The following is an 11,742-nucleotide window of genomic DNA, read 5'->3' as shown; positions in this document are numbered from 1 at the left end:
TCAGTCCGCGCTGCCGGTGCCACGCACCGCGGTGAGGCCGGTCGCCACCGGGCCGCGCGACAAGACGTGACCGCGGCGGAAGGCCAGACGGATCCAGCGCCCAGAGCGCATGACGGGGACGTCCTCCTCGCCTGAGATGAAGCCGAACGCGTCGGCGGCGAAGGCCACGCCACGGGGAAGGTGACCGAGGTCTTCGTCGAGCTCTCCCCAGATGGCGGCACGCAGCGCACGCACCGCCTCTTCACCGGCCCCGGGAGTAGCACCTCGTGCCACGGCGCTGATCCCCCACTGGGCGCGCTGGGCGATCAGAGAGGCGGCGAGCGTGCCCGTGGCCTCCCAGCCCTGTCGAGGAGGCGCGATTCCCGCCCATGAGGGCGACAGGCCCGATTCGGGCAGCTGCAGCATCCGCTCGTCCGCTCCTGGGGTCAACTCGGCGACGACGATGTCGCACTGCAGCTCAGGATCGGCATGCACGACGCGCATCGCCAGGACGGTCGGGGTCTGATCGAAGAGCCCGTGCGGGGCGAGAGCCGCGGCCGTGAGCGCGAGGACGCCGTTCGCCCCTTGCAGACGCACTCCTTCATCGGAGATGCGCCGAGCCCTCCCCACGAACGTGAGGACGTCCTTGGACGTTTCGGCATCGGCGAGGACGAGAGGGTGCGGCACGCACTCTAAACTAGCAACGCCAGCGGCCGCAGCAGTCGCGAGGAAGCGCACATGCGACGTCACGACCGACCGGAAGGGCATGAATGACCGCCGATCAGCACGCGATCCGCACCGTCGAGCAACTGCTCGCGGTGCTGGATCTCGACACGACTCAGGCGCGCACGACCGAGGACATCTTCACCGGTTCGTCGCATCCCATGCCGAGCGGGCGCATCTACGGCGGGCAGGTGCTCGCACAGAGCCTGCTCGCCGCGGAGCGCACCCTTCCTGAAGATCGGGCCGTGCACTCCATGCACGGGTACTTCCTGCGTCCCGGTGATGCGTCGCAGGGCATCACCATCGCCGTCGATCGCATCCACGACGGACGCTCCTTCTCGACGCGGCGTTCGCAGGCCTACCAGAACGGCGTGCCGATCTTCTCGATGATCGCCTCATTCCAGGATCAGGACCCGGGTCTCGAACACGCGGTGCCGATGCCTGCGGGCATCCCCGCCCCGGAGACGCTGCTCCCGGACGAGGAACGAGTCGATGGTCTCCCCGAGGGCACAGCCCGAATGCTGAGCGACAGGGCGGCCGACGTCCGACACATCGAGTCTCCGCTGTTCCGGCCGAGCGACGACGCTCAGGTGCCGCAGCAGGGCGTGTGGATGCGCATGCGTGCGCCGCTGCCCGACGACCAGCGCCTGCACCGGGCGGCGCTCGCCTATCTCAGCGACATGACCATTCAGGAGTCGATCCTGCGCGCCCACGGCGCGTACTGGGCGCTTCCCGGTCTCAAGGTCGCGAGCCTCGACCACGCGATGTGGTGGCATCGGCCGGCACGCGTCGACGAGTGGCTGCTGTACCTGCAGGAGTCGCCGAACGCCCGTGGCGGACGAGGGCTCGCGCAGGGGCGGATCTACACGCGAGACGGCGATCTGGTCGCCACGGTCGCGCAGGAGATCATGATCCGCGTGCCGTCCTGACCGAGCGACCGGGCGCGCCAGCGCCTCGACCGCCTCGCCGTCAACGGTGCGCGTACTCGATCGACGGGCCGGTGAAGGGCTCCCACACGTCGCGCATCTCCTGAGTGAGCCGCGTCGGGCGTCCCGTGCCTGCGTCGACGAGGACGATGATGGCGGTGGAGCGCGCGTACAGCTGCCGGGACTCGGATGCCGGGTCGTTGTGCACCTCGTAGCAGACCTCGACGCTCGATCCGCCGAGCTTTCCGAACCACATCTGCACCTCGAGCGGACGCCGCTGGTACGGCACCGGCGCGAGGTACTCGATCTCCTGACGCGCGATGAGCGTCAGGATGCCCTCCTCGATCCCGGAGTCGAGCACTGCTGTCGACGGCGCCTCCTCCCCCGGGCCGGCCCGCCAGAACGCGCGCACGCGCGCCTCTTCGAGCAGCTTGAGCATCGACGTGTTGTTCACGTGGTTGAACGCGTCGAGATCGCCCCAGCGCAGCTGGATCGGGATGTGCAGCCGAGACGTCTTTGCGGACGGCTCGGCTGCCGCGTCCGAGGCCTGCACGTCAGTCACGCGTCAGCTTGCGGTGCGTCGACCGGTGCGGCTTGGCCGCGTCAGGGCCGAGTCGCTCGATCTTGTTCTGCTCGTACGCCTCGAAGTTGCCCTCGAACCAGTACCACTTGTCGGGCTGCTCGTCGGTGCCCTCGTAAGCGAGGATGTGCGTGGCGATGCGGTCGAGGAACCACCGGTCGTGGGTGATGACCACGGCGCAACCGGGGAACTCGAGCAGGGCGTTCTCGAGCGAGCTGAGGGTCTCGACGTCGAGGTCGTTGGTCGGCTCGTCGAGGAGAAGCAGGTTGCCGCCCTCTTTCAGCGTGAGCGCGAGGTTCAAGCGGTTGCGTTCGCCGCCGGAGAGAACGCCGGCCTTCTTCTGCTGATCCGGTCCCTTGAAGCCGAACTTCGACACGTAGGCACGGGAGGGGATCTCGGTCTTGCCGACGGTGATGTAGTCGAGTCCGTCCGACACGACCTCCCACAGGGTCTTGTTGGGGTCGATGTTCGAGCGCGACTGGTCGACGTAGCTGATCTTGACGGTCTCGCCGATCTTCAGGTCGCCGCCGTCGAGCGGCTCGAGTCCGACGATCGTCTTGAACAGCGTCGTCTTTCCCACACCGTTCGGACCGATCACGCCCACGATGCCGTTCGGCGGCAGGCTGAAGCTGAGACCGTCGATGAGCGAGCGACCGTCGAAGCCCTTCTGGAGCTTCTTCGCCTCGATCACGACGCTGCCCAGTCGCGGACCCGCGGGGATCGTGATCTCTTCGAAGTCGAGCTTCCGGGTGCGCTCCGCCTCAGATGCCATCTCCTCGTACCGGGCGAGACGTGCCTTCGACTTCGTCTGGCGACCCTTGGCGCTGGCACGCACCCACTCGAGCTCCTCCTTGAGTCGCTTCGCAAGCTTGGCGTCTTTCTTGCCCTGGATCTCCAGGCGCTCGCCCTTCTTCTCGAGATAGGTCGAGTAGTTGCCCTCGTAGCCGATCAGACGTCCGCGGTCGACCTCGGCGATCCATTCAGCGACGTGGTCGAGGAAGTACCGGTCGTGGGTGATCGCGATCACCGCGCCCTTGTACGCCTGCAGGTGCTGCTCGAGCCAGAGCACGCTCTCGGCGTCGAGGTGGTTGGTGGGCTCGTCGAGCAGAAGCAGGTCCGGCTTCTGCAGCAGAAGCTTGGCGAGTGCGACGCGACGCTTCTCTCCACCGGAGAGCGGTGCGATCGCGGCGTCCGCGGGCGGAGTGCGCAGTGCGTCCATAGCCTGATCCAGCTGGGAGTCGAGGTCCCAGCCGTCGGCGGCGTCGATCTCCTCCTGGAGGGAGCCCATCTCGGCGAGCAGCGCGTCGAAGTCGGCATCCGGATCGGCCATCAGAGCCGAGATCTCGTTGAAGCGGTCGAGCTTCGCCTTGATCGCGATGCCGTCCTGGATGTTCTCGATGACGGTCTTCGACTCGTCGAGTTCGGGCTCCTGCATCAGGATGCCGACGGAGAATCCAGGAGACAGCTTCGCCTCCCCGTTGGAAGGCGTGTCGAGGCTGGCCATGATCTTGAGGATCGTCGACTTTCCGGCGCCGTTCGGGCCGACCATGCCGATCTTGGCTCCAGGAAGGAACGCCATGGTGACGTCGTCGAGGATGAGCTTGTCGCCCACCGCCTTACGCGCTCGAACCATCGAGTAGATGTACTCAGCCACCGAAAATGCTCCTTCTGTCGGCGTCGAAGATCGACACTCCAGCCTACCGGCCCTGTGCTGTGCCGTTGTCGTGAGCGCCGAGCGGTCACCAGTCGATTGCGCGCGTGCTCCCGACGAGACAGCGTCCTTCAGCGAGCTGCGGCAGAACCACGGTGACGGGTTCACCCGTCGACGGGCCCACCTGGCCGACCAGGCATTCCGTCTCGCCCCATCGCACGGAGAACTGCAGAGTCTCAGCGGCGTTGCCGACGGTGGACTGATCCTGCGTCACCTGCATGGCTGCACGGTCGAAGCCCGCTGCGATCAGCGCATCGATGTAGGCACGCCCGGATACGCGTTGGTCCGTGGACCACACCTGCGCGGTGACAGCCGTGAACAGCGGAAGGTTGTCGGCGGCGGAGCCGTCGGCGACGAGCACCGGGCCCTCCGAGCTCGGGGGTGCGGTCGGACTCTCCTGTGCGCCGTCTGTCGTCGTCGGCGTCGGCGTGGACGTCGGTGCGCAAGCGGACAGAACGAGAATCATGGCAGCGGCGGCACCCGACAGCACGATGCGCGATGCGGAGGAGGCCGGTCGTCGTAGCACGAACCGAGTCTACGGGCCGCCCTCCCCCGAACCTGCACATGCGCCGCGTCCGCGCGACGTTCAGTTGAGCACCGTGGTCTCGTCCTTCACCTCCTCGTCACCGGTCGCCCATGACACGTCGATGTCGTCGAGCAGGTTCTCCTCGTCGTCGCTCACCTCGCCGGTCATGGGATCGGGGTACAGCTGTCCGGACTGAGCCGGGGCTGCCGCGACATCGCCGCGCGTGGGCGAGCCGTCGGCATCTCCGAACTCGCGACTCGCCGTGATGACCCTCGAGCGGGGCATGTAGCTGCTCGTCCCCCAGCGAAGATCGTGGCCGATCGCCTCCGCATCGATGTCGACGCTGGTGCCGTGCTTTCCGTTCGCCTCCCAGTTCCGGATCTTCAACCTCCCGGTGACGATGACACTGTCGCCCGTGTGCAGCGAGGCGCGCACATGCTCCGCCAGCTGACGGAACGCGGCGACGCTGAACCAGTTGGTCTCCGCGTCGATCCAGGTGTTGGTCGCCTGGTCGAACCGGCGGTGCGTACTCGCCAGGCGGAAGTTGGTGACCGGTGTGCCGCCGGCCGTGCGCCCGGTCGTCGGGTCTGTGGCCACCTTGCCGACGATGGTCAGGATCTCCGTCATGTTCTTCTCCTCTGCAAGCCGGGGCATGCCCGGATCGCTCCAGGATGCGCCGCATGGCGGACCCCGGGTGGGCGCTGACGCACCTTCTGTGGAGAAGCCGTCGATCTTCACCGGCTGTGCAGGAACAGTCCAGGTGGGAGGGCATAACCCGATGTCGGAGGCCCCCCGTAGCGTCGGATCAGGAAGGAGTCACCGATGTCCGACAAGCTGATCCAGTCCGCGCCCGAAGTTCCCTACGCCGCTCCGCGATTGCGTTCCTCACGAGAGCATCTCGTGCGGGCGTCCGCTCACCTGTGGCGCGTCCAAGACGCGTCCGGCCGGCTTCTCGGACATCTTCGGATGATCGCCGACCCTCTGGGCATCCGTTATCGCGCCGAGCGACTGCATCTCGCCACCGGGCAGTTCCGCCTGGTCGGCGACTTCTGGCGGGCCGACGACGCCGTCGCTGCGCTGCGCAACGGCTGAGCCCCGTCGAAGCAGTCGTCGTGCCCCCTGCTGGATTCGAACCAGCGACCGACAGATTAGAAGGCTGTTGCTCTATCCACTGAGCTAAGAGGGCGTGCCGTTCAACCGTACCGTGCTCCACGCGCCCGATGTCGGCACCGTCGATAGGATGATCGAATGGTATCTGCGTCCGAGAACGACCGACTGGTCTGGATCGACTGTGAGATGACCGGCCTCGACCTCGCGGTCGACGAGCTCGTCGAGATCGCGGTCGTCATCACTGATTTCGAGCTCCGTCCCGTCGATCCGGGCTTCCAGGTGGTGATCCGCGCGAGCGAGGCTGCGCTCGAGAACATGAACGACTTCGTGACGAACATGCACACCTCGTCCGGCCTCATCGAGGAGATCCCGCTGGGCGTCTCCTTGGAGGAGGCGCAGGCGCAGACACTCGCGTACATCAAGCGCTTCGTGCCGCTGGAGCGCAAAGCTCCGCTCGCCGGCAACACGATCGGCACGGATCGGATGTTCCTCGCGAAGTACATGCCCGACGTCGACGGCTGGCTGCATTACCGCAACGTCGATGTGTCGAGCATCAAGGAGCTGTCTCGCCGCTGGTATCCGCGAGCGTTCTTCCACGCCCCCGCGAAAGACGGAGGGCATCGCGCCCTCGCCGACATCCTCGAGTCGATCCGCGAGCTCCAGTACTACCGTCAGGCCGTCTTCGTGACAGAGCCCGGCCCGACGAGCGAGGAAGTCCGCGAGATCGCCTCCTCCGTCGTGTCAAAGTTCGCTCCGAACATGTAATAGACTCGTCTGGTTGCCCGATGCGTCGGGCACATGGTGGCTATAGCTCAGTTGGTAGAGCACCGCGTTGTGGTCGCGGGGGTCGCGGGTTCGAGTCCCGTTAGCCACCCCAAGCGAAGCCCCGGCTCATCGAGCCGGGGCTTCTTGCATTTCCGACACTTCGGGAATACCCCCACTGGGTATGGGGTTCTCGTCAGCATGGAGAGCCACGAGCAGATGCACAGCGAGCACCACCAGCACGCGACACCTGAGATGCAGGAGCATGCGCACCACGCGGGGCACGAAGGTCACGCCGGGCATGCGGGCCACGCCGATCGGTTCCGGCGGCTCTTCTGGATCATGCTGCTGATCGCCGTTCCCGTCGTCACGACCTCTCCGATGTTCGGGATGATCCTGGGCTACGAAGTGACCGGTTGGGCGCGATGGATCGCACCGGCACTCGGCACCGTCATGTACGTGTGGGGCGGCGCCCCTTTCCTCACCGGCGCTGTGGATGAGATCAGGTCCCGCCGACCCGGCATGATGCTTCTGATCGGACTCGCGATCACGGTCGCCTTCCTCGCTTCCTTGGGCGCGAGCCTCGGAATCCTGCATCACGAACTCGAGTTCTGGTGGGAACTCGCACTGCTGATCGTGATCATGCTCCTCGGTCACTGGATCGAGATGCGTTCGCTCGCACAGACCACGTCCGCTCTCGACTCGCTCGCCGCACTGCTCCCCGACGAGGCCGAGCGCGTCGACGGCGCGAACATCGTGCGGGTGAGCCCCGCGGATCTGCAGATCGACGACGTCGTCATCGTCCGCCCGGGGGGCCGGATGCCGGTCGACGGAATCATCGTGCAGGGTTCCGCACAGCTCGACGAATCGATGATCACCGGCGAATCCCGCACAGTGCGCAGGGCCGTCGGCGATCGAGTGGTGGCCGGAACCGTGGCGACCGACTCCGGCCTTCGGGTGCGGGTCACTGCCATCGGTGCCGACACGGCCCTGGCCGGCATCCAGAAGCTCGTCGCCGACGCTCAGGCGTCGTCCTCACGCGCCCAGCGCATCGCCGACCGGGCCGCTGCGTGGCTGTTCTGGTTCGCGCTGGCCGCAGCAGCGGTCACCGCTCTCATCTGGACGGTGCTCGGGATGCCGGACGATGCCGTCATTCGGGCGATCACCGTGCTCGTGATCGCCTGCCCTCACGCCCTCGGTCTCGCGATCCCTCTCGTCGTGTCGATCGCCACCGAGCGAGCGGCCAAGGCCGGGGTGCTCGTGAAGGATCGTCTGGCGCTCGAGACGATGCGCACGGTCGACACCGTCCTCTTCGACAAGACGGGCACCCTCACGAAGGGCGCGCCTGCTGTGACCGGCGTGGCGCCCGTCGAGCCGTTCGGGGAGGACGAGCTGCTGGCGCTGGCCGCTTCCGCCGAGCACGACTCCGAACATCCGCTGGCCAAGGCCATCGTCGCCGCCGCCCAGGAGCGCGGCCTGGACGTCCCCGCCTCCGCCGACTTCTCCTCCTCCCCCGCCATCGGTGTGAGCGCCCGCGTCGGCGGGCGCGTCGTTCAGGTGGGCGGTCCGAACCTCCTCCGCGAGATCCGCGCCGCGGAGCTGCCCGTGGCCGACGACTGGCGCCGCGAAGGAGCGATCATCCTCCACGTGCTCGTCGACCACGTCGTCGCCGGGGCGCTGCGTCTTGCCGATGAGATCAGGCCCGAATCCCGGGAGGCCGTGCGGTCACTGCATTCCCGAGGAATCCACGTGGTCATGATCACAGGCGATGCGGCCGCGGTCGCCGAGCACGTCGGCACGGAACTCGGCATCGACCGCATCTACGCGGGCGTGCGTCCTGAAGACAAGTCGTCGAAGGTTCGCGAGCTCCAGGCGGAGGGGCGCACGGTCGCGATGATCGGGGATGGCGTGAACGACGCCCCGGCCCTCAGCCAGGCCGACGTCGGCCTGGCGATCGGCGCGGGCACGGACGTCGCCATCGCCTCAGCGGGCGTGATCCTCGCGGGAAGCGATCCGCGCAGCGTCCTCTCGGTGATCGACCTGTCCACGGCGAGCTATCGGAAGATGACGCAGAATCTCTGGTGGGCGGCCGGCTACAACCTCCTGTCGGTTCCGCTGGCGGCCGGCGTGCTGGCGCCGTTCGGATTCGTGTTGCCGATGTCGGTCGGAGCGATCCTGATGTCGCTCTCCACGATCGTCGTCGCGCTCAACGCGCAGCTGCTGCGCCGGCTGGACCTGCGGCCGGCACCAGAGCGCTGAGAGCGTCAGCCCTTAGAATCGACGAGTGTCTTCCGCCCTCTGGGGCACGCTCCTCGCCGCGTGCATCGTCATCAGCTTCACGCCAGGAGCCGGCGCGATCAACACCATGTCGAACGCGCTCAGCCAGGGCTGGCGACGCTCGATCTGGGGCATCATCGGCCAGCAGCTCGCTCTGATCGTCCACGTCATCATCGTGGCGGCGGGAGTCGGCCTGATCGTCTCTCAGTCCGAGTTGCTGTTCAACATCATCCGATACGCCGGCGCCGCCTATCTCGTCTATCTCGGCATCCGTCTGATCCTTGCGAAGCCCACGCTCTCTTCGACCGACGACGACCCCGTGGCCGACGCACCGAGCGAGGGCCGCTGGTCGATGGTGCGTCGGGGCCTGTGGGTGAACCTGCTCAACCCGAAGGCGATCGTGTTCTTCCTCGCGTTCATCCCCCAGTTCGTGCGTCTCGACCAGCCGCAGCTGCCCCAGTACTTGACCATCATCGTCACGACGATCGCTGTCGACATCGTGGTCATGTGGGGCTTCTTCGCGGCAGCAGCGCGACCGTTCCGCCGGCTCGCTCGCTCGGAGCGAGGACAGCGGACGCTCAACATCGTCTTCGGATGTCTGTTCATCGTGGTCGCCGCGCTCCTCGCGCTTGTGCACTGATCCGCGGGCTTAGACTCACGCTGTGTCGATCCGGATCCTCGTCGTCGATGATGAGCCGCAGCTCGCCGAGCTCGTCGCCAGGCATCTCGAGCGAGAGGGCTATCGCGCGGCGACTGCCGATGACGGCGTAGCGGCGCTCACCCTCGCCTCTGGCGGCGACTTCGACCTCGCCGTCGTCGATGTGAACATGCCGGGGATGACCGGGTTCGAGGTGTGCCGCCGTCTGAAGCAGATCGACGGATCTATCAGAGTGCTGATGCTGTCGGCCCGCGATGCGGTCGATGACCGCGTCCACGGACTCGACTCCGGCGCTGACGACTACCTCACCAAACCGTTCGAGTTCGCCGAGCTGTTCGCTCGACTCCGCGTGCTCACGCGGCGAAACGGCAGCGCGCAGCTGCACTGGCGTGCGGGTGACCTCGCGCTGTCGGTCGATCGCGGGGCCATCACAGTGGGAGAGGCGAACCTGCAACTCAGCAGGCGCGAATTCGACCTGCTGAAGACGCTGGTGCAGCATGCTGGGGAGACGGTCTCGAGACCAGCGCTGCTCGCCGAGGTCTGGGGTTCGGAGCACTTCGAATCGAACGTCGTCGATCAATACGTCGGCTACCTTCGCCGCAAGCTCGACTCGATGGGATCGGCAGCCCAGATCGTCACCGAACGCGGAGTCGGCTTCCGACTGCTTTCGGGAGGAACTGACTGATGAGGCGACGGATCTCACTGCGGGCCCGCATCACGATCGGTTCCACCCTCGTCGCCGTGCTGCTGCTCGCCGGCGCGTCCGCCATCGTGTACGCGCATCTCACCGGGATCGTGGCCGACAAGGAGCGGGCGATCCTGCACGGCATCACCGAGGTGTATCGCGGGGCGATCCAGGAAGATCCGAATGAGCGCTTCCCGCCCCCGGGGGTCAAGCAGCACGTGGCGATCGTCGCGCCCGACGGAACCGAGCGCATGAACACCTTCCCGGCTGGCCTCCTCGACCGCGCCACGGAGATCATCGCGGAAGGTCCTCGCCTGCAACACGTCCGCGCCGGCAGCAAGACCTTCTTCGTGTACGTCGATCCCGTCGAGACCGCGGACGGCACGTGGTACGTCCTGGCCACACGAGACACGGACATCGCCGAGGACGTGCTCTCCGACGTGGTCCGTCTGATGGTGCTCGTGCTGGCCGCAGGGGCGCTCGTATTCGCCGCGGGTTCGTGGTTCGTCGCAGGAGCCGCCCTGCGCCCGGTGGATCACATGCGACGCAGTGCGCAGACGCTCGTCGTCTCGCGCCGCGGCGAGCTGCTCCCCGTCGGAGACGCGCACGACGACCTCGCCGACCTCGCCCGCACGCTCAACGACCTGCTCGAACGCATGCGGGCTGCGACCGACAGGGAGCGGCAGATGGTCTCGGACGCGAGCCACGAGCTGCGCAATCCCCTGGCCGTCCTGCAGGCGCAGTTCGAGCTGATCGATGGATCGGATGCCGCCGCCGACGCCACCGCCATCCGCGAAGCGCGCGCGACGCTCGCCCGTCTCACGAGGATCGCCGACTCGCTCCTGCAGCTCTCTCGCATCGACGCCGTCGGCGATGCCGGATCGGCCACGGCAGAGCATCTCGTCGACGCCGTCACGGATCGTATCGACCGGTTGCGTCTGCAGAGCTCCGAGCGGACACCGGGGCGAAACGTCGACCTCGACTTCGTCATCGACGTGGCAGACGACCGAGTCCGGCTCCGCGTCCGTGCCGACGACTTCACCCGGATCATCGACAACCTCGTGGACAACGCGCTCTCCGCCGCAGAATCGGAGGACGTGCGGATCCTCGTCTCGCTCGCGGTGACCTCCGACGGTGCACGCCTCGCCGTCAGCGACGACGCAGGAGGTTTCGACCCGGAGGTCGCCGATCGCGCCTTCGAACGATTCGTCCGCGGCCGAGCACCGTCCTACTCCGGCAGCGGGCTCGGTCTCGCGATCGTCGCAGGGCTGGCTGAGAAGAGCGGCGGCGAGGCCCTCATCGAGAACCGTCAGGGCGTCGGCGCCACCGTCGTCGTGACCTTCGGCGTCGCCGACGACTGAGACGGGCCCCGCGCAGAGCGATCCGCGAAGACCCACGAGCGATATGCGGCGAACCGGACGGCGGAACCGGCGATCAGTCCGACCACGTTCGCCGACACGTTGTCGGCGACAGGCGTCGTGAAGGCGAGCAGATAATGCGACACACCCAGGCAGGCGAGAGCCACCCCGCTGCCGAGGAGACTGGCGACCAGGAACTCGAGTCCTTCACGCGTGGCATCGGATCTCCGCTGCTCGCGGAACGTCCACCATCTGCTTCCCATCCAGTTCACGGCGATCGCGCACACCGTCGACGCGCTCTTCGCGATCATCGGCCACGCCGCGGACTGGGACGGGTGCAGGAGCAGCAGATTGAACAGACCGACGTCGACGATCAGGCCCACACCGCCCACCGCGGCGAACTTGGCGAGCTGTGCGAGGACGGACGGCTGTCGTGTTCTCATGCGT

Annotated in this window: 13 protein-coding genes and 2 tRNA genes; 8 read left to right on the top strand and 7 right to left on the bottom strand. The window is 67.0% G+C overall.

The window, feature by feature from the left end; all coding sequences use genetic code 11:
• Entirely contained in the window at positions 1-666 is a 666-nt protein-coding gene (locus QFZ53_RS12075) for a hypothetical protein (protein WP_307296698.1), read from the bottom strand.
• An 83-nt stretch (positions 667-749) separates the two neighbouring features.
• Here QFZ53_RS12075 and QFZ53_RS12070 point away from each other — a divergent pair, with 83 nt between their 5' ends.
• Positions 750-1,631 carry an acyl-CoA thioesterase gene (locus QFZ53_RS12070; RefSeq protein ID WP_307296696.1) on the top strand — a complete coding sequence of 294 codons (882 nt, stop codon included), beginning with the start codon at positions 750-752 and terminating at the stop codon, positions 1,629-1,631.
• Positions 1,632-1,671: 40 nt separating this feature from the next.
• Here the strand turns inward: QFZ53_RS12070 and QFZ53_RS12065 are convergent, their stop codons facing one another.
• From QFZ53_RS12065 to QFZ53_RS12050, 4 genes are all read right to left on the bottom strand, one after another.
• Positions 1,672-2,190, bottom strand: a complete 519-nt coding sequence (locus QFZ53_RS12065; protein ID WP_307296692.1) for an acyl-CoA thioesterase — start codon at positions 2,188-2,190, stop codon at positions 1,672-1,674.
• On the bottom strand, positions 2,183-3,862 hold the full coding sequence (gene ettA, locus QFZ53_RS12060) for an energy-dependent translational throttle protein EttA (protein WP_307296690.1): 1,680 nt from the start codon (positions 3,860-3,862) through the stop codon (positions 2,183-2,185). Before ettA ends, QFZ53_RS12065 begins: the two co-directional genes overlap by 8 nt.
• Positions 3,863-3,947: 85 nt before the next feature.
• Positions 3,948-4,445 (bottom strand): DUF6993 domain-containing protein, encoded by a 498-nt coding sequence (locus QFZ53_RS12055; RefSeq protein ID WP_292908859.1) that lies wholly within the window; start codon positions 4,443-4,445, stop codon positions 3,948-3,950.
• Between the two features lie 60 nt (positions 4,446-4,505).
• Complete coding sequence (locus tag QFZ53_RS12050) at positions 4,506-5,072, bottom strand: single-stranded DNA-binding protein (protein WP_307296686.1); 567 nt, start codon at positions 5,070-5,072, stop codon at positions 4,506-4,508.
• Positions 5,073-5,267: 195 nt separating this feature from the next.
• Between QFZ53_RS12050 and QFZ53_RS12045 the strand changes: the two genes are divergently transcribed.
• Entirely contained in the window at positions 5,268-5,537 is a 270-nt protein-coding gene (locus QFZ53_RS12045; RefSeq protein ID WP_292908863.1) for a hypothetical protein, read from the top strand.
• Between the two features lie 21 nt (positions 5,538-5,558).
• On the opposite strand, the gene QFZ53_RS12040 is transcribed toward QFZ53_RS12045, so the two are convergent.
• A tRNA-Arg gene (locus QFZ53_RS12040) sits at positions 5,559-5,631 on the bottom strand.
• A gap of 62 nt (positions 5,632-5,693) precedes the next feature.
• On the opposite strand from QFZ53_RS12040, the gene orn reads away from it, so the two are divergent.
• The 6 genes from orn to QFZ53_RS12010 all read left to right on the top strand — a co-directional run bounded on the left by orn (position 5,694) and on the right by QFZ53_RS12010 (position 11,298).
• Positions 5,694-6,320, top strand: a complete 627-nt coding sequence (gene orn / locus QFZ53_RS12035) for an oligoribonuclease (RefSeq protein ID WP_307296684.1) — start codon at positions 5,694-5,696, stop codon at positions 6,318-6,320.
• 36 nt (positions 6,321-6,356) lie between these two features.
• Positions 6,357-6,432 (top strand) — tRNA-His (locus QFZ53_RS12030).
• 104 nt (positions 6,433-6,536) lie between these two features.
• A complete protein-coding gene (locus tag QFZ53_RS12025) occupies positions 6,537-8,576 on the top strand; it encodes a heavy metal translocating P-type ATPase (RefSeq protein ID WP_307296682.1) in 2,040 nt (679 codons plus the stop codon).
• Between the two features lie 25 nt (positions 8,577-8,601).
• The gene (locus QFZ53_RS12020) at positions 8,602-9,234 is read left to right on the top strand and encodes a LysE family transporter (RefSeq protein ID WP_307296680.1); all 633 of its coding nucleotides are present in this window, start codon (positions 8,602-8,604) and stop codon (positions 9,232-9,234) included.
• 22 nt (positions 9,235-9,256) lie between these two features.
• On the top strand, positions 9,257-9,937 hold the full coding sequence (locus tag QFZ53_RS12015) for a response regulator transcription factor (protein ID WP_307296679.1): 681 nt from the start codon (positions 9,257-9,259) through the stop codon (positions 9,935-9,937).
• Complete coding sequence (locus tag QFZ53_RS12010) at positions 9,937-11,298, top strand: sensor histidine kinase (RefSeq protein WP_307296676.1); 1,362 nt, start codon at positions 9,937-9,939, stop codon at positions 11,296-11,298. The genes QFZ53_RS12015 and QFZ53_RS12010 overlap by 1 nt, the downstream gene beginning before the upstream one ends.
• Here the strand turns inward: QFZ53_RS12010 and QFZ53_RS12005 are convergent.
• Complete coding sequence (locus tag QFZ53_RS12005; RefSeq protein WP_307296672.1) at positions 11,247-11,738, bottom strand: GtrA family protein; 492 nt, start codon at positions 11,736-11,738, stop codon at positions 11,247-11,249. The two genes, QFZ53_RS12010 and QFZ53_RS12005, sit on opposite strands and share 52 nt — an antisense overlap.
• Between the last annotated feature and the right edge of the window lie 4 nt (positions 11,739-11,742).

The organism is Microbacterium natoriense (assembly GCF_030816295.1).
GTDB classification, from domain to species: Bacteria; Actinomycetota; Actinomycetes; order Actinomycetales; family Microbacteriaceae; genus Microbacterium; species Microbacterium natoriense_A.
Note: the sequence above shows the minus strand (reverse complement) of the source record. Positions and strands in the feature narration are given on the sequence as shown.

Excerpts from the sequence above, each read along its gene's own strand:
- QFZ53_RS12070 (WP_307296696.1), top strand. The coding sequence starts at position 750 with ATGACCGCCGATCAGCACGCGATCCGCACCGTCGAGCAACTGCTCGCG.
- QFZ53_RS12050 (WP_307296686.1), bottom strand. The coding sequence starts at position 5,072 with ATGACGGAGATCCTGACCATCGTCGGCAAGGTGGCCACAGACCCGACG.
- QFZ53_RS12010 (WP_307296676.1), top strand. The coding sequence starts at position 9,937 with ATGAGGCGACGGATCTCACTGCGGGCCCGCATCACGATCGGTTCCACC.
- QFZ53_RS12045 (WP_292908863.1), top strand. The coding sequence starts at position 5,268 with ATGTCCGACAAGCTGATCCAGTCCGCGCCCGAAGTTCCCTACGCCGCT.
- orn (WP_307296684.1), top strand. The coding sequence starts at position 5,694 with ATGGTATCTGCGTCCGAGAACGACCGACTGGTCTGGATCGACTGTGAG.
- QFZ53_RS12005 (WP_307296672.1), bottom strand. The coding sequence starts at position 11,738 with ATGAGAACACGACAGCCGTCCGTCCTCGCACAGCTCGCCAAGTTCGCC.
- QFZ53_RS12025 (WP_307296682.1), top strand. The coding sequence starts at position 6,537 with ATGCACAGCGAGCACCACCAGCACGCGACACCTGAGATGCAGGAGCAT.